The organism is Hyunsoonleella aquatilis, assembly GCF_014270105.1.
In the GTDB taxonomy this organism is placed as follows: domain Bacteria; phylum Bacteroidota; class Bacteroidia; order Flavobacteriales; family Flavobacteriaceae; genus Jejuia; species Jejuia aquatilis.
Genome location: NZ_JACNMF010000004.1, coordinates 18431 through 37150, shown reverse-complemented (window position 1 = coordinate 37150; position 18720 = coordinate 18431). Strand labels below are relative to the sequence as shown.

The following is an 18720-nucleotide window of genomic DNA, read 5'->3' as shown; positions in this document are numbered from 1 at the left end:
TGTCTCAAAAACAAATTAAAGCATCCACAATGACATTGTGGATGCTTTTTTTTATTACAGTTTGAAATCGAAGTAATCTACCTTTTCAATGTTGCCTTTTATCGCCAACGCGGCCTTATAGTTCTTCGCGGTTTCAAAAGGGGAGATGTGCCATAAGTCTTTTTCATTGGCGTCCCATAAAGTTTCATATAATTCGGCTTCATTGTCCGAATCGATAGAGATCGAAAAAGCATCCAAGGGAAATGAGAGCCCCTTGGATTTTGCTTTTATAAAGGCCTCTTTTCTGGTCCAACATCTATAAAACCCCTCAGTTTGCAAGGAATCCGGAAAGTGGTGCAGGTCCTCAATTTCACGTTTTGAAAAGTAATTATCGGCGATATCCATCACATGGAAATCCGACTTCATAAATTCAATATCGATGCCAATATCAAAATTATTTACAAAACCCATCACGGCCATATTTTTGGAATGTGAGATATTAAATTTAAGGTCCGCCTTCAGTGCAAATTCCGGTTTTCCAAATTCGCCATATTTAAAAGTAACTGCTTCAGGCTTTAAGTTTAAATATTTTCCCGAAATGAAACGCAAAATGCCTCTGAATACAATAAAGCGTTCCTCATCCTTTTTGAAGTGGAATTTTGAGGCTCTCAGTTTTTCATCATCCGATAAATGATTCGAAAAAAGAGAAATATTCGATTTCATTTCATTAAAATTCACCATCCAAACATGACAGTTTCCGTTAGAAATCTCAAGAATATTTATTTTGGAGCTATCCATTTTTTATAAAATTAAACTTCTATTTTAAGAATGGTAGACAATCTTCTTTCTTTGTAGTCTTTGCAAATTTTCTTATAGTGAGTGGCATTATTTTTAAAAGTAGGATCGTCCAAAACCCTTTCCAAGTTCTTTTCAATTATTTTTGGGCTATCCTTATCCTTATCGCCCATAATACCCAACTTATGAAAATGAATTCTTGCCGCATTACCGCTTTGTTCAAAGTATTTCCCTGAGTAGGCCAACATTGGTACTCCAAAATAAATGCACTCATTCAAACTATTTGCGCCACAATGGGTTATGCAACAATCGGCTTGATTTAAAACTTGCAGTTGAGGTGCCCAGCTGAGAATATATACGTTTTCAGTAGCCACGGATGCAAATTCACTGGGATTCAATTTTCCTCCCAGGCTCACTATCATTAACCAATCTCTTCTGTTGTTAACGGCTTTAATAACTCTGTTGATATAGTCCATTTCTGGATTAATAAAGCTACTCGCTGAAAAGTAAATCAATTTTTTTTCCGATTCTGATTTTATTTTGACAACGCTTTCAATCATTTTTGCCACATTCTTATCAAACTTCAATTCCCTTTGCTCATAAACCATCGGGCCAATATATTTGAAATGATTTGGTGGGTCGTGAGGGAAATCCATTTCGGCAACAGACATGGAAATGGTTGGGATATTGGTATAGGCGAAAAGATCTGGCAAGTTGCTTAAAATGATATTTTCAGGAGGCATTCCTTGTTTCAAGGCGTAGGTTTTAAGCGTCCATCGCCTGTAGTCTCTAAACTTTAATTTGTTTACAATAATCCTTGCTCTAACTTTTAATTTTACAAAAGTCCAAGATAATAAGATGCCGAGCCAACTACCTTTGATCCCTTTTCCTGGGATAGTACTGGTTCGGATTGGGGGGAGCTTCAAATCTGCTCTCATTTCATTGTTGAACCAAGCCGTGAACAACGTAATTTTAGTGTCCAAATTCAAAGAGGCAAAAATGATATCATGCAATTCTGCATCTATAATAATGTGGTTTGGGTTTAGATTATTAAGGATACTATTATAAACGTCTAATCCAAGAATTTCCTTGCCTTTGGTGTAATGGCTGGAGTAATGTTTTAAATGATTTTTTAAACGTTTCGTCCAGTTTGTTTGGGGTTCGTTCTTTTGATTTTTAGCCTCAAAATTATAGTTGATTTCAGGGAGTTGAACATAATCAAAACCAATACTTTTTACCTTTTCCTTAACATCCATGGGACACAGGTATGTAATTTTGTGTCCCTCTTTTTCTAACCGCGTGGCCATTTCAAAGCTTGAATACAGTCTTCCTGTTAAACCTGTTATTATAAGTGCAATGTGGGCCATACTTTGGTTGTTGAATTTTTAACCTTTTTAAAGCGCTCTTACGTGCTATAATCATTAATGGCCTTTTCAATTTGCGTCGCTAATTTACCTGCATAAGGGGCTTCAAACAATTGATGGTGCTGACCATCTGTATAAAGAACGTCAACTTCATTAGTGGTGATGCTTTTCCAGGCTTTGATATAAGTGGGATTCAAATTCTTGTCTGGTTTTTCGGTAAGGATAAGCGTGGTTTTTCCCGTATGAGGGCTGCCCCAACTATACTGTTTGTAAATACGGATTAAATTCTGCTTTATCTTTTCTAAATCCTTTTTGGTTTGAGAACCAAACAGTTTAATTACGGAAGATTCCAAAAAGCGCTCGTAATTATTTGAAATCATCAATTTAAGTGCATTTAACGGATTGCTGGCCAAACGATTCAAAAATCCGGAAACACGCATTTTTATCCGTGTTGGGTCCGTAAAATCTTCTTGTTTGATTATACTGTCTATCACTATTAGATGAACCGTATCGCCGGACTGCTCAAACTCTCGGGCGATTTCAATACCTACTGCTGGACTAAAACAATATACTAATAAGTGGTAAGGTCCTTTTGGTTGAATGTCTTTTATTTCCTTGGCATAATCCCGTGCCATTTCTTCGATGCTTTGGTGCAAATTTGTATTGCTATTTGAGCCTGAGGGTTGAATAGCATAGACTGGCCGGTCTTTTTCAAGGCCATGAGCAATGGGGTTGAAGAAAAAAACAAAACCACCTCCACCATGAATACAAAACAATGGGGATTTGTCGCCTCCGGATTTTATGGGCACTACATATTTCCACCCTTGACTCTCATCCTTTCTTAATATATGATCACTCAAGGAGGCAATTGTGGGATGCTTTAACAAGGTTATTGGAGGTATCCGCAAGCCTAATCGTTTTTCAATTAAAGTAAACATTTTAATAGCCATCAGCGATGTACCTCCAATTTGGAAAAAGTTATGCGCGGTTCCAATATTTTCTTGGGACAATAAAGCTTCCCATATCTTCAGCAGTTCCAATTCAGTTTTATTCTTGGGGGATACAATAGAGTGGGTTTCTTGGGGTGTTTCCAAAACAACACTTGCATTCTCATCTGGTGCGGATTCTATTTTGTTCAATAGACTTCCCAAGTCAATTGGATCGTCTTCACCTAAAACGGAAATGATTTTTTGGAATTGACGAAGCATCCATTCACAGTTATCTACTGAAACAAATTGTGGTGTTGTCATCAAATAAACTCTGATTTTTTTCCCTGTAGTAATGGCCAAGGTGACAGGGTAGGTACTGGTAATTCCACTCTGGGAACTATGGATGCTAAGGTTTCCAATGTTGAGGTCTTCCCAAGGATAATTCTCAAAAAGGAAGAGGCTGTCAAACAAATTGGTACGTTCGGTCTCGATCCATTCTGAAATTTCCGGCAGGGAAAAATGTTCAAACGTTCTAGATTCAAGTTGATTTTTTTGTAGAGCTTGGAACCATTGTCTTATCTTGCTTTTATCCTGCACAACAATTCTAAATGGTAACACATTGGTAAACATTCCGGCCATCAAATTTATATTTGGGAAATCTCCTGAACGTCCGGAAACAGTATTGCCAAAAGTAATGTCATTCTGTCCAGAAAATTTAGAAATGATGAGCGACCATATCCCCTGAAATAGTGTGTTTAATGTAATTTTATAAGATTTGGCTAAGTCGTGGGCAGTTTTTGAGACTTCTTTAGACAAAGCAAGATTCTGTTCTTGCAGATTTTGAATGCCGTATTGGTTCGGGTTGAACAGAAAAGGGGAATTGAATCCCTCAAAAGTGCGCTTCCAAAACTTCTTGGCATCTGCGATTGGGATGCGTTTTTGCCAATTTAAGTAAGAAGCATGACCAGGAATTGCAGGGAGGTCCGGCGGAGTATTTCTTAGAACTGAATCGTAAATTGAGAAAAGGTCCTTAAGAATGATGCTGGTTGACCAACCATCTAATAGTAAATGATGGCAACACCATAAAAGGATATGCGAATCGGTTTTAGTTTTAATCAGTTGTACTTGGGATAATGGGTGTTCATTGAAATTTATGCCCTTAGTTCTATTGTCGTTTTTGAGTTCAGCGAGTTTATCGTTATGTATAGTTTCGTCTATATTAAGCCAATCGACAGAGTCCAATTTGATTTTTGTCGACGTATTAACAATTAGCAGAGGGTTTCTCAGATTGTCCCAATGTACCGAGGATCTTAAAATGGAATGCCGATTTGCTGTTAACCCCCAAGCTTTTTTGAAAATTTCAGCATCTAGTTTTCCGTCAATCGTACATTGTACATTAAGGAAACCTTGGTCGTATTCCGAGGTTAAGGTGTGGAACAGTATGCCTTGTTGCATAACGTTCAAAGGATATATTGTTTTTATATTTTGGTTAGGAAGCTTTGCGTTTTCGCTATTGAACAAATGGTCCAGTTCGTCTTGTGTCGCTTCAATTTCCGGGAAGTCTGATGGTGTAAACCTGGTTTTGCTATCCAAACAATAGGCAATAATCAGCTTCAAGTTTTGGTCAAAATTAGCAATCAAACTGGTTATTGTTTCTTTTTCAATGATTTGATCGGCATAATTCCATGCCATTTCTAAAACCCCATCTTTAACCAGTGCATTGATTTCCAAAACATAGTATCTTTCGCTAAGCGGATGAATGGTGTTTTTTGAAATGAATTTTATGTCGGTTTCTCCAGTATTCTGTCTGCCCAAAAAATTGAAAACAATCTCGGGATAGTCGGATGATTTTAAATGGGTGGTCAAAAACTTCAAAATGCCATAACCCATTCCGCCTTTTGGAATACTTCGCATCTGCTCCTTAACTGTCATAATTTTAGAACCAATGTCGCCATTCAAATCCAAATCTAAACGCTTTGGGAAAAACGATGTAAACCAACCTACAGTATTTGATAAATCCATAGAGGCGTCAGTTGCTTCCCGCCCATGACGTTCCAATGCCAAGGTGAGGCTGTCGGTTTTGCCGTAACGTGCCAAAGTATCAACCAGTGCCGTCAGCAGTAACTCATCCGTTTTTGTATTAAAAGCTTTGTTTGCCAGTTCCATAAGGTTTTGTGTTAGCCCTTTATCAATGTTGAAGTCGATACTGCTAACATCCTTTTGATGCACTGGTAGTTTGTTTTCCGATAAATTAGAGAATATATTTGACGTTTGGGTTTGGGCTTTCCAATACGGTAATTCGTTTAAAAAACTACCAGAATTAGCCTGTTCCTTTAAATGATCTGTCCACGACTTTATGGAAGCGGTTTTGTTTTCAAACCATTTCAAATCGTCATTTTCAAATGCTTCGGAATACGCATTTATGATGATTTGCCACGACACGAAATCAATGACCAAATGATGGGCGAGCAGAATGATGCTGTTTTTTGAACTTTCGATGTGCTTGACGAAAATACATTTAAACAGCCCGCCTTCCGAAAGCTGGATATTTTCCTGAATTAGTTTTAGGCCTTTTTCAATTTCGATATCAATATTTTCGTTTGAAGGCCTTGAAACATCAATTATTTCAAAAGCTTTCACCGCTTCGGGAGCCAAAACTTTAGCCTGCCATTGTTCGTGCTTTTGGTAAAAACTTAAGCGCAGGGCATCATGAGTTTTGATAATCTTTTGGGTTATTACTTGTAATCGTTCCTCACCTACATTTTGCGGTAAACTCTGGAATTTAAACCCTTGGTTCCAATACTCCGGGGCCAATTTGTGGCTATCAAAAAACCAATGTTGAATTGGGCTAAGGGGGATGTCTCCCATAACCATATCTTCCTTGTTGAGATTCTTGTCATCTTCCCGCGATACGAACATGGCCAGTTCAGAAATAGTTTGATGTTCAAATAATTGGTTGGGGGCAATAGCAATCCCCATTTTACGGGCCATGGCAATGATTTGAATGCTCAAAATCGAGTCCCCGCCAACTTCGAAAAAATTGTCTTTTGTACCTAACTTGTCAATACCAAGGATGGATTTCCAAATATCCAATAATTGTCGCTCCAGCTCGTTTTTGGGTCCCTCGTTATTGTTTTCGGAATTTTCCCTAGTGGTGATGTTTAACGCACCCAATTTTGTTTTGTCAACTTTCCCGTTGGGCAACAGGGGAATTTGATCAATTTCGGCAAAACTATGGGGAATCATATAATCCGGTAAGGCATTTTTCAGATACTGCTTTAACAAATTTTCATCATAGCTTGACTTCGGCACGATAAAGGCCACCAGCCGTTTTGGCTTGCCAGTTTCTTGTTTTACTACAACCACAGCTTGTTTTACCAAACCGCTGTTGTTGATGGTGTTTTCAATGTCGTCCAGTTCAACCCTAAAGCCTCTAATTTTGATTTGCTGGTCGGCGCGACCAAGAAAATCAATAGTGCCGTCATTTCGGTACTTCCCTAAATCTCCAGTTTTATAAAGCTTTTCTTCTGGAATGAATGGATTTTGGATGAAAACTTTGTTTGTTAAATCTACTCGATTGATATAGCCTTGGCTAAGCCCAGGCCCTCCAATGTAAATCTCGCCGGCAACACCAAAGGGTACTTTTTTAAGATCGCCGTCCAAAATATGTATTTGGGAATTTGCTACTGGCTTACCTATCGGTACTTGCTCCTTCATTAAATCCACCGGTGTAATTTTGTGTGCAATGCACCAAACCGATGCTTCCGTGGGGCCATACTCGTTATACAGGTTGGCCTCAGGTAATGTTTTAAAATGGTTTTCGCAAAGCGAAATGGAACAGGCCTCACCCGCCACAACCACTGAGTTAAGGGATTTTAATTCTGATGTATCCGCATTTTCCAAAATTACATTGTACAAGGAGGGGAGCATCAAGGTATACGAAACATTATGCCGTTCAATAGTTTCCGCAATTTTTTCAATGTCCTGCTCCATGCGTTTTTTTGTAAGAACCAAGTGGCCTCCCGTACAGAGCGTCCAAAAAATACCTGCTTTGGAGCTGTCAAAAGAAATGGACGACATCAACAAAAATGCCGAAGGATGGTGGTCGTAAAAATTTAGCCTGCCACCAGTGGAATTGATAATGTTTTTATGGGTAATGGGCACCCCTTTGGGCTGTCCAGTACTTCCGGAAGTGTAAATTACATAAGCAAGGGCGTCACCATTCACTTTAGGAAACGTTTCGGTTTCAACCGATTTGTTAAGATTGATTTTGTCAATTAAAAAGGATGTACCCTCAAATTGTTCAAATAGTTTTAGGAGAGGCGTTTGCGTAATAACTTGTTTCACCTTTGAATCCTTTAATATGAAAGCGATACGCTGGGAGGGATAATCGGGGTCAATGGGCAGATAGGCACGTCCCGCTTTTAATATGGCAAGCATCCCGATAATCATGTCCAAAGAGCGTTCAACACAAAGCCCTACAATGGTATTTTCATTGGAGTTTGTTTTGAGGAGTTCTGTGGCAAGAACTGTAGATTTATGGTTTAATTCATCGTATGAAATAGATTGATTTTCAAAAGAAACTGCTGTATTTTTTGGGTGCTTTTTAGCAATATCTTCAATAATATGATGGATGGCATTGTAGCTTTCAAAAGGATGTGCTTTGGGGGAGTTATTTAAGTGCAAAACTTTTTCATCCGCTTCGGACAAACCTGGAATATCTTCAATGTGCCCGTTAGGATTTTCTACAATAAAATGTAGAGTATGCTGTAAATAATCTTGAAATCTCTGGATGGTGTTTGCTTCGAAAAGATCGGTGGCGTATTCAAAAGTTGATACTATTTTACCATGGTCCTCGTGGATAAAAAGGGTGAGGTCAAATTTTGAAACCTCGGCAATATAATCTTTATTTTCGGTGAGGGTTACCTCGTTTCCAAAGGAAGGCAATTCAGATTTTGGGATGTACACAAACATGGTCTGAAACAACGGATTGACAGAAAGGGAACGTTCTATCTGCATTTTCTTGACCAGCATATCAAAAGGTACATCTTTGTTGGCCAGCCCTTCCGTAAAAACAGTTTTTACTTCTTCAATAAATTGGGAAACGGTGAACTCTTTTTTAATCGAAGTTCTTAAAACCATCGTATCAATAAACAGCCCAAAAATAGATTCCAACTGCTTTTGGTTTCTGTTGGCCACCGGGGTGCCCACTATAATGTCTTCCTGTTTCGAAAAATTATGCAACAAGAGATAGTAGGCCGATAAAAAAAGTACAAAGGGGGTTGTGCCCATATTTTTTGCCAATTCTAAAATTCGACCTGAAAAATTTTCATCAAAATTCAGGGTAAGTTCGGTGCCATGGTATGACGGCGTTACGGGGCGTTTAAAATCAGTAGGTAAATCTAAAACCCGAATGTTGCCGGATAATTTCTTCCTCCAATATGAAAGCTGTTTATCAAAGGTTTGATGTTTATTTTGCCAAAAGGCGTAATCGCTAAAATCAATGGCATTGGCCTCAATTTGTATCGTTTCACCTTTAATAAAGTGGTTGTAGTATTCCGCTAGTTCTTCCCTTAAAATATTCATCGACCACTGATCCGAAATAATATGATGAAAGGTTAAAAGAAGGATGTGTTTGGTTTCAGTAAACTTAAATAATGAAGCCTTAAATAGTGGTGCGACGGACAGGCTGAAACTATGGTCCGCCTGCCTATCCATAAATTGTTTAGCCTTTAATTCCTTTTCGGTTTCGGGATGACTGCTGAAATCTTCCTCAAGAATATTGAAATTGATGGCATCGTCAATTTTAAGTATGGGTTTTCCATTCTCATCAACCTCATAATAGGACCTAAAAACCTGGTGCTTTTCAAAAAAAGTTTTTAAACTGTGCTTTAGGGCATCTACATTCAAATCCCCCTCAAAAGTGAAGTATTCCGATAGATTATAGAACACATTTTCGGGATACATCTGCTGTAGGAACCACAGTCTTTTCTGCCCATAGGAGAGTGGGATTTTGGCATCTGGTGGCGCCTTTTCAATGGTATTAGAAGCCGACGGCTTTTTGTCTTTACTTTTCCATTTTTCCAGTAAAGACATGGGTTTAATGTCCTTTTTCACAACTTTTTTTGAAATTCTCTAAAAGAAATTTTTCCGTTAAGTTATGTAATTATTTTAAACCAAGCCACTGCGCAAATTTAAAACCGTATATTCTTATGTAATCGTCAAACATCAGATTGTCGTCAAACACGCGTTCATAGCACCAAAGCAATGACACCACAATCAATATTATGGAGGTATAAAAGATAAATTTTGGATACAGTTTAAGCTTTCTGATAAAATACAATATGGGAAAAATAATGGCGATAATAATCAACTGTCCTATTTCAACGCCAATATTAAACCCTAAAAGCGAGAGCGTTAAAAATTCATTGGATAACCCTAAATCGCCTAAAACCGTTGCAAACCCAAACCCGTGGAACAGCCCAAAAATAAAGGCAATAACCCAATCCTTCATCTTAAATATTGGTTTGATATTATGGTATGCGGCCAATGCAATGGAAAATGCAATAATTGATTCTACCAAACGGGACGGCAGGTTAACCAATTGCAACGAGGCCAAAGTAAGCGTGATAGTATGGGCAATAGTAAAAAACGATACTACTTTTATGATGTAAATAAATGCCGATTTAAAGGTCATTACGGGTTCCCACCCGAAAATTGTGTTGTCTTTTCTCCGAACTACGGCGGGTAAAATTAGCGCCAATAAAAAGAGGATGTGGTCAATGCCAATCCAAATGTGCCAAATACCTTGTTTTATCATGGCAATAAACCCTGTCATGGTGTGCGAATCGCTCAAGTCTAGCACGCCTTCGGTATCGTCCGGACCAAAATCCATAACGATGTTGGCTTCTTCGTTTATCACGCCCGCTTTCCAATTGTATTCCACTACAACAAACCCTTTGTGCTCATCGTCCTCCTCAAAGGCAATATTATAGTAGATAGTCAAATCCTCCGGAAGGGTCTTCATATTGCTGAGGTTAAAATAAAATTGCATAAAATTACCAGTGCTGATCCAAATGTCTCCTATTTCGGTAAAATTGATATCATGCTTCCCAAAATCAGAACTAAACCCCGCATTTTGAAGAATGTACGCTTGAATTTGAGCGGCGTAGGGCTCAACGTCCTCAGGCGTTGCATTTTTGGGCAGGTTTAAATTGAAAATATCGTTTAGCTCCCTAACATTTATTTCATAACGGCCTTCAATACCCTTATCTTCATAAATCCTTAAATAGAGGTAACTTTGATTAGGCAAATGCGCAAAAGCAGTAGCGGATAATAGTAAAAATAAGGCAACAAGAGTCTTGGTTAGCAGGGTTTTCATATTTTTCTTTTTGTCGATTTCACCTTTATTTTGATTCCCAGGAAAGAAATTAATAGGGTGAAATCAGTTTTAGTGATTTTTTTTCAATAATATTAATAAAAAGATGAAAACAATCAATATTTGATATATGATGTTCAGTTTATTCGTTAAAGTGTGAAATTGGAGGGCAATTGTAAGTATTGTAGGGGTAAATGCTAAAAAAATCAAACTTAATCGATTTAAAAAGTTTCCCAACGATTGTTTTTGCTCAATAATAATTATTGAAGTTAATTGAATCAAAATAAAACGAAATGTGTATCTTTTCTAAAAGAAATTATAGCTTTAAGGCCTGATGGACATTGAGAATATTGCTAAACTATTAGGTTTTAAGGCCTAATAAAAGAAGAGAAATTGATTTATAATTTGGTCCAAATCGTAGAGAATTCTGCAAAAGAATTCCCTTCAAAGGTGGCGTTTAGATATCTAAATGAATCCATAACTTATAGGGATTTAGATATTAAAACCAGCCAACTTGCCCAACATTTAGCAAACCTAGGCATTAAGAAGGGCGACCGCGTTGGCATTTTTATGCACCGCTGTTTGGAAACTTCAATCGCCATTTACGGTATTTTAAAATCTGGGGCGGCCTATGTGCCAATTGACCCATTTGTACCCAACGAACGCATAAAGTTTTTGGTAAACGACTGTGGGATAAAACATTTGGTGACCACTCCAAAGCAGGCCAAGAAAATCAAAAAGCTTTTGGAGGCAGATATTGGTTTGGAATCCATCATAGGCGTATCTGAAATAGATGCAATAAAAGCCATAAGTTGGGAAACCCTTTTCAAGCAGTCTTTGGAAAAACGCGTCCCAGTCAACATTTTAGCCGAGGATCTGGCCTATATTCTATATACTTCAGGAAGTACCGGTGTACCGAAAGGTATTATGCATACCCATGATAGCGGGCTGGCGTTTTCAAAATTGGTGGTGGATTTATACGATTTTAAATCGGATGATGTTGTAGCAAACTCTGCGCCATTGCATTTTGATGTGTCCATTTTAGGATACTGCGCCGCACCATTGGGGGGAGCCACAACCGTCATTATTTCCGATGCCCATTTAAAGTTTCCAATGAGTTTAGCAGATATGACGGTAAAGGAAAAAGTGACCATTTGGTATTCCGTGCCGTTGCTTTTGATTGAATTGTTGCACAAAGGAGGTATCCAAAACAAGGATTTCTCAAGTTTGCGCTGGGTATTGTTTGCTGGGGAGGTTTTTGCAACGAAACAACTTCGCACTTTAATGCAACACTGGCCTCAGGCGCAGTTTAGCAATATTTACGGGCCTACGGAAACCAACCAATGCACCTACTATAATTTGTCCGAACCTCCCGAAGGTGATGAGCCAATTCCGATAGGTTTCACTTGGAAAAATACGGAATATAAAATTTTAGATGAAGTGGATAACGAGGTTGACAAAGGAGAGGAGGGGCTTCTTGTAATAAGGTCGGCCACAGTAATGAAAGGCTATTGGAACAATATAGCACTTACCGAGGCCTCATTTTATATAGAAGAAATTGCCCCCGGGTTTGAGCACAGATATTACAGAACTGGAGATTTGGTAAAACTGAACGAGAAAGGCGAAATCCTGTTTTTAGGAAGAAAGGACAGACAGATTAAATTTAGAGGCTTTCGTATTGAGATTGACGAAATAGAAAACACATTGGCAAGGCATGATGCCGTTATTGAAGTGGCTGTTATTTTTATAGATGCCAGCGGTGAAAAAGAGCTTGTTGCCACCGTTTTGGTGGACGAAAGGTTTAATGTAACAGGCGCAGACCTGAAATCGCACTGTAAAAAACACCTGCCAGTTTATGCCGTTCCTGGTGAGGTGTTGATATTGAAGTCCTTTCCAAGAACCAGTTCGGGAAAGATAAATAGAAAAGAAATAGAAAAAATGATTGCCAATATATGATGGAACAAACGATCATAAAATATATAGAGAAGGAACTTGCCAATGAATATATTGAAGACGGATTGGATGCCACTGACGACCTGCTGGGCAGTGGTATTTTAGATTCCATGGCCATGGTAAGGTTGATTGCCTATGTAGAAGAAACATTTGAAATTAAGGTTGATCCGGAAGAAATGATAATCGAAAATTTTATGACTGTTGAAGATATCAGCAATTTTATTTCAAGCAAAAAAGTTTAAAAATTTGAAACTAAATGCATAGGAATTATTCACCATTAACGCCAAGCCAAAAGCTATTGTGGATAGGCCAGGAACTTAATCCCGGGCTACCGCTTTACAATATGGTGATGACCTATGAGATTCAAGATGAAATTTCTTTGCCCCACTTTAAGGAGGCTTTTCAAAAAGTGGTGGAAACTTGTGATGTGCTTCGGTCTGTATTCAAATATAAAGATGATGCGCCCGTTCAGGAATTTTTAACTGAGGTAGATTATGAACTGGATTTCAAGGATTTATCAAAAGAAACAGACCCTAAGGCAACATATGAAACATGGGTAAAAGAACGGTCTGTGAAAATGTTCAATTTAGAGAAATGTGCCTTCGATACCGTGCTCATTAAAATGTCCGATGCCCGCTATATTTGGTACCTCAATCAGCACCATTTAATTTCTGATGGATGGAGCACTTCGCTCGTTTTTACTAAAATGTCGGAGTGTTACGCCAAAGCATTGCAAAACGAACTGAAAGATGCTGAAGCAATGCCCTCTTTTCAGGAATATGTACTCAATAGCAATGAAGGCAAGGCAGGAGAACATCACCAAAAATATGCTGGTTTTTGGGTTGAAAAATTAAAGGATTTCCCAGAAACACCGTCTTTGTACTATTATAAAACTTCCCATTTGGATACGCCATCAAAACGGGTTTCTGTCAGCCTCGGTGAGGCCCGTACCCGTAAAATCAATGCCTTGGCAAACCAGAAAGGCATAAGAGGATGGACGTTGGATCTAACATTGTATAATATTTTCCTGACGGTACTTTACGCTTATGTTTACCGTGTTTCGGGGCAGAACAGGTTAACCATAGGATCCCCCATTAACAATAGAGGGACCAAAGTCCTGAAAAATACCGTCGGACTTTTTATAGAAACCTTCCCCTTGCTTGTGGAAATAGAAGAGGACGAAACGTTTATGTCCCTGTTTAAAAAGGTACAATTGGAAAGCAATAGCTTTATTAAACATGCCCAAGGCAGTGTATCCACAGCAGATTTAAGCCGCAGTTTTAATGTGTTTTTCAATTATATCAATAATAAAAATCCAAGCTTTAACGGCGCTGGGGTAAAAACCAATTGGGTACACACTGGACATCATGATCCCAGACACCATTTGCGTTTGCACGTTCATGATTTTGATAATACAGACCAATTGCAGTTGTATTTTGATTTGAATACCAATCAGTTTGATAGTAATGGGCAGGAATTGGTGCCTCAGCATTTTCTTAAAATGTTGGACGCCATTGTTGAGGATTCTGGTCAAAACATCGATACCGTCAGTTTGATCACGGATACAGAGATCTCAAAAATAAAATCTTGGAATAATACAACTGTAGATTATCCTGAGGGAGAAACGTTACTTTCAAAATTCAAAAACCAAGTTCAAAAAACTCCAGATAACGTGGCACTGGTTTTTAAGAAGGAAACCCTGTCCTATAGATCCTTGGATGAAAAGTCCAATCAAGTAGCTCAATTTTTAATTCAAAAAGGCATCAAAAGAGGTGATATTGTCGCTATCAGCCTTGAGAGGTCTATTGAAATGATGGTATGTATTTACGGGATTTTAAAGGCTGGTGCTGCGTATTTGCCACTTGATATTTCCACACCTTCAGAGCGACTGAAATTCATTCTTAAAGATGCCAAGGCCAAAATTTTATTTTATAACCACGGCCATATAGATAGTGCGGTTTTAAATGATGTTGAGGGTTATGATGTGGCAGAAATTAATGATGAAATATCTTCGCTAAGCACATCTTCAGTTGATGTTGACAGTCTTCCAGACGATTTGGCTTACGTTATTTATACCTCCGGGAGTACAGGTGAGCCCAAAGGCGTCATGTGCCACCATAAGGGTATCTGTAACCGCTTGAATTGGATGCAGGATTATCAGTCTATTGATCAAAGCGATACTTTGATTCAAAAAACACCAATTACTTTTGACGTGTCTTTGCCTGAGCTATTTTGGCCGTTGCAAACTGGAGCCAAGTTAGTGGTTGAAATCCCTGATGGGCACACCAATCCTGAACATCTTCAAAATACCATAAGGCAAAACAATATTTCGGTCATTCACTTTGTGCCTTCCATGTTAAACGTGTTTGTTCAAGCTGGAGGTGCCGAAAATTGTACAAGCTTAAAAACTGTATTTTGTAGCGGGGAAGCGCTGTCGGTTTCGGTCGTAGAACGGACGTATGAAAAATTAAATGTTGAAATATATAACCTTTACGGGCCAACGGAGGCTTCGGTTGAGGTTTCCTATTGGCATTGCAAGCGGGAAACGCTTCATGCGGGCATTCCTATAGGCACTCCAGTTTCCAATACGCAACTCCATATTTTAGATAAAAACCTAAACCCTTTGCCAATTGGCGCAATGGGAGAATTGCATATTGCTGGCATTCAAGTAGCTAAAGGCTATTTGAATAGAAAAGAGCTTACAGAAGAAAGGTTTATCGACGATGTTTTTTCTGATGACCCCCGTGCAAAAATGTATAAAACAGGAGATTTGGCACGCTATAGGCCGGATGGCGTGATAGAATATCATGGCAGGATAGATAACCAGATTAAATTGCGGGGCCTGCGTATTGAGCTGGGGGAAATAGAAAAGAATCTGGAAAAGATAGAGGCCATTTCTCAAGCTGTGGTTATGGTTGATGCAAATGAAAACTTGCTGGCCTATTACCTTGGTGATACTCTTGAGGATACAAAAATAGCAGAAGCACTTGGCCAGCGATTGCCCCTTTACATGGTTCCTCAATTTTACATGCATTTGGATCAATTTGAGTTTCTGTCAAGTGGAAAAGTGGACAGAAAAAAACTGCCAACGATAAATTTACGTAAACAAGATAAGCGACAAGAAAAAGCATTGCCTAAAAATGAAATTGAGGAATTGGTACATGGAGTCTGGAAAGAAGTTTTGGAAATTGAAAACATCGGCGTAAACGAAAATTTCTTTAGAATTGGGGGCAATTCCCTCAATGCCATTTCCATCACCTCTAGGCTAAAGGCCATGCTGGAATTGGAGGTGCCAGTTACCGACGTTTTTAATTACCCCACCATTGAGGCCTATTCCCAAAATATAGAAAAAACCATCATGGAACTGTTAAATGAATAGCACCGCCCAAAAAGGCTTAAAGCCGTTCGCCATAAAGATTGTTGCCATTGCGATGAGCATGTGCTATGTGTTTGGGCCGTCTCATAGTGAAGTGAACAAGGTGTTACATATTTTAGTGCATCAGTTGGAAATGCCCGAAAATGTTATGTCGCATACAAGTGCTGAGCGCACAAATCATGCGGGCCACACCAATCATAAACTAAAGAATGACGAAGCCCATCAGCATACTTTTTTGGAAACGATTCAAAAAATATTGAAAGCCTCTGATACCGATAACGATAAGGATGAGCCCAAAATAGTATTCCAAAAAATAGACAAGCATATACGGACAAATCTGACGTATAAAAGGCAATCATTTTTTTCGGCCCAACACATTAGGCATCAATTTTTTGTCAAACTTCAGCATATCCGAAATGGATACCCAGACGGAAAATTCCAACCCCCTCAATTTACTTGATAAGAAAAATGTTGTGTAAAAATGAAAATTACGCAACAATCTCGATGCTATCAATTCAAAAAAAATTTTATAAACCAACTCTTTTGGGAGGATGATTTTAGTCCTTTCAAAAGAAATTAATAACCAATGCTATGTTAAAAAATATACTAACAGTACTCTTGCTTGCCGTGGGATTATGTACTTACGCCCACGAGCTTAACGGCACGGTAATTTCAGCAGAAAACGAAAAGCCCCTTCAAGGTGTCGGGGTTTACAATAAAAATACGGGGGCTTATACCTATACCAATGTTTCCGGTTATTTTGAACTCGACGACATCTCGGTAGGAGATGTTGTTTATTTCTATCAACTGGGATTTGAAAATTACGAACTCACCATAGACGAGTCGCATTTGGATAGTACCATAAACATAATTCTTGAAATATCTTCAGCATCTTTAGACCAAGTGCTGATTGTTTCCAAAGTAAATGTGCTGAGTAGTTTTGTGAATGTGGATTTAAAAACAACTCCCGTAAAAACCTCTCAGGAAATCCTTCGTAAAATCCCGGGATTGTTTATCGGTCAGCATGCTGGTGGCGGTAAAGCCGAGCAGATTTTCCTCAGGGGATTTGATATTGATCACGGTACTGATATTGCGATTGATGTGGACGGTATGCCGGTAAACATGGTATCCCACGCGCATGGACAAGGGTATGCCGATATGCACTTTATCATTCCCGAAACCATTGAAAATTTAGATTTTGGAAAGGGTTCCTATTATGCTGATAAGGGGAATTTCAATACCGCAGGCTATGTGGATATTGTTACCAAAAAGAAAATCGATAAAAATGTGATTTCAGTTGAAGCTGGCCAATTCAATACGGTTCGTGCCATGAGCATGCTTAAAATTTGGGACGGCGAAAATAGCAATGCCTATGTAGCAAGTGAGTTGAACCTAACGGACGGAGTATTCGATTCGCCACAAAATTTTAACCGTTTGAACATCATGGGGCGTTACAATTACAACAACTTTAAGGATCAGGAATTCAACCTGTCATTGTCACACTTTCAAAGTAAGTGGGATGCCTCGGGACAGATTCCGCAACGCGCGGTTGATTCTGGATTAATTGGTCGGTTTGGAGCTATCGATGATACCGAGGGTGGTAATACGAGTAGGACCAACATTTGGATGAACCATATCAAACATTTTGATGAACATACAAGTTTGACATCCTCCGCCTATGTATCCCAATATGATTTTGAATTGTTTTCAAATTTTACCTTTCTTTTGGAGGATCCTGTAAATGGAGATCAAATTCGCCAATACGAAGATAGAACCATTATTGGGGCTAAAAGTGTTTACGAAAAGTCTTTTCATTTGGCCGATCACGAAAAACAATTGAAGTATCGTGTTGGAGTAGGTTTTCGTTATGATGATGTAAACGACAACCAATTGTCACGAACTAGGAATAGGCAAGAGCTTTTGGAACGATTAGCTTATGGCAATGTGGACGAAGCCAATGGTTTTGCATTTGCTGACCTAAATTATAAATGCAATAAGTGGACATTGAACCCCGGAGTTCGCGTAGATTATTTTAATTTCGGATATGAAAACTTGTTAATGCCAACTTATGACTCCAGAAGTGAAAATGATGTCATAGTCAGCCCAAAGTTTAACGCTATTTATTCTCCTAATGAAAAACTACAATTGTTTGCTAAAACTGGTTTGGGCTACCATTCAAACGATAGTCGTTTAGTTGTAGCTACAAGAGAAGAGATTCAAACCCAAAATCCAGATTTGACAATTACGGACATTGAAACTCTGCCCTCAGCTTTCAGTGTGGATTTAGGGACGGTATGGAAGCCAACGAGTAAGTTAGTAGTTAATGCGGCATTTTGGTCCTTGTGGTTAGAGCAGGAATTTGTTTATGTTGGGGATGCCGGTATCGTAGAGCCCAGTGGGAAAACAAGACGACTGGGTATCGATTTTGGTTTAAGATATCAAATTGCAGATTGGCTTTATTTTAATACCGATGTTAACTACGCACATGCTAGAAGCACCGAAGAACCGGATGGGCAAGATTATATACCACTTGCGCCGGATTTAACTTCTGCAGGTGGCTTTAGTTTTAAGGAGTTGGGCAAATTCTCCGGAAGCATCAATTACCGCTATATCAAAGACCGTCCGGCAAATGAGGATAATTCAATTGTGGCTGAGGGCTACTTTGTAACGGATTTTAATATTAACTATTCGTGCAAGAATTGGACATTCGGATTAATTGTAGAGAACTTGTTTGATGTGGATTGGAACGAAACCCAGTTTGCCACCGAAAGTAGATTGATGGGAGAGGCAGATTCGGTGGAGGAAATCCATTTTACACCCGGTGCGCCTTTCTTTTTGAGAGGGAAGGTATCTGTAAGATTCTAACTTTCAGGATGTTTTAAGAATATCTATAAATTGAGTATGCTTCATTAAAATAAAATCAAAGATTTAACCGGAATATTCGGT

At 38.7% G+C, this 18720-nt stretch carries 9 protein-coding genes; 5 read left to right on the top strand and 4 right to left on the bottom strand.

Annotated elements, in window-relative coordinates; all coding sequences use genetic code 11:
• Positions 1-54: 54 nt before the first annotated feature.
• The 4 genes from H7U19_RS11885 to H7U19_RS11870 are packed head-to-tail and all read right to left on the bottom strand — an operon-like array spanning position 55 to position 10448.
• Complete coding sequence (locus H7U19_RS11885) at positions 55-777, bottom strand: 4'-phosphopantetheinyl transferase family protein (RefSeq protein ID WP_186562673.1); 723 nt, start codon at positions 775-777, stop codon at positions 55-57.
• 11 nt (positions 778-788) lie between these two features.
• Complete coding sequence (locus H7U19_RS11880) at positions 789-2141, bottom strand: nucleotide disphospho-sugar-binding domain-containing protein (RefSeq protein WP_186562671.1); 1353 nt, start codon at positions 2139-2141, stop codon at positions 789-791.
• Positions 2142-2179: 38 nt separating this feature from the next.
• Positions 2180-9184, bottom strand: a complete 7005-nt coding sequence (locus H7U19_RS11875; protein ID WP_186562669.1) for a non-ribosomal peptide synthetase — start codon at positions 9182-9184, stop codon at positions 2180-2182.
• Positions 9185-9233: 49 nt separating this feature from the next.
• Entirely contained in the window at positions 9234-10448 is a 1215-nt protein-coding gene (locus H7U19_RS11870) for a HupE/UreJ family protein (RefSeq protein WP_186562667.1), read from the bottom strand.
• A gap of 390 nt (positions 10449-10838) precedes the next feature.
• On the opposite strand from H7U19_RS11870, the gene H7U19_RS11865 reads away from it, so the two are divergent.
• The 5 genes from H7U19_RS11865 to H7U19_RS11845 all read left to right on the top strand — a co-directional run bounded on the left by H7U19_RS11865 (position 10839) and on the right by H7U19_RS11845 (position 18639).
• Positions 10839-12401, top strand: coding sequence for an amino acid adenylation domain-containing protein (locus H7U19_RS11865; protein ID WP_186562665.1), 1563 nt, complete (start codon positions 10839-10841; stop codon positions 12399-12401).
• On the top strand, positions 12398-12640 hold the full coding sequence (locus tag H7U19_RS11860) for an acyl carrier protein (RefSeq protein WP_186562663.1): 243 nt from the start codon (positions 12398-12400) through the stop codon (positions 12638-12640). The genes H7U19_RS11865 and H7U19_RS11860 overlap by 4 nt, the downstream gene beginning before the upstream one ends.
• 14 nt (positions 12641-12654) lie before the next feature.
• Positions 12655-15777 carry a non-ribosomal peptide synthetase gene (locus H7U19_RS11855; protein ID WP_186562662.1) on the top strand — a complete coding sequence of 1041 codons (3123 nt, stop codon included), beginning with the start codon at positions 12655-12657 and terminating at the stop codon, positions 15775-15777.
• Positions 15770-16234, top strand: coding sequence for a hypothetical protein (locus H7U19_RS11850; protein WP_186562660.1), 465 nt, complete (start codon positions 15770-15772; stop codon positions 16232-16234). The genes H7U19_RS11855 and H7U19_RS11850 overlap by 8 nt, the downstream gene beginning before the upstream one ends.
• A 131-nt stretch (positions 16235-16365) precedes the next feature.
• Complete coding sequence (locus H7U19_RS11845) at positions 16366-18639, top strand: TonB-dependent receptor (RefSeq protein WP_186562658.1); 2274 nt, start codon at positions 16366-16368, stop codon at positions 18637-18639.
• The last annotated feature ends 81 nt before the right edge of the window (positions 18640-18720 follow it).

What these genes read in the sequence shown, in the direction of transcription:
- H7U19_RS11885 (WP_186562673.1), bottom strand. Translation starts at nt 777, where the DNA reads ATGGATAGCTCCAAAATAAATATTCTTGAGATTTCTAACGGAAACTGT.
- H7U19_RS11880 (WP_186562671.1), bottom strand. Translation starts at nt 2,141, where the DNA reads ATGGCCCACATTGCACTTATAATAACAGGTTTAACAGGAAGACTGTAT.
- H7U19_RS11870 (WP_186562667.1), bottom strand. Translation starts at nt 10,448, where the DNA reads ATGAAAACCCTGCTAACCAAGACTCTTGTTGCCTTATTTTTACTATTA.
- H7U19_RS11860 (WP_186562663.1), top strand. Translation starts at nt 12,398, where the DNA reads ATGATGGAACAAACGATCATAAAATATATAGAGAAGGAACTTGCCAAT.
- H7U19_RS11855 (WP_186562662.1), top strand. Translation starts at nt 12,655, where the DNA reads ATGCATAGGAATTATTCACCATTAACGCCAAGCCAAAAGCTATTGTGG.
- H7U19_RS11850 (WP_186562660.1), top strand. Translation starts at nt 15,770, where the DNA reads ATGAATAGCACCGCCCAAAAAGGCTTAAAGCCGTTCGCCATAAAGATT.
- H7U19_RS11845 (WP_186562658.1), top strand. Translation starts at nt 16,366, where the DNA reads ATGTTAAAAAATATACTAACAGTACTCTTGCTTGCCGTGGGATTATGT.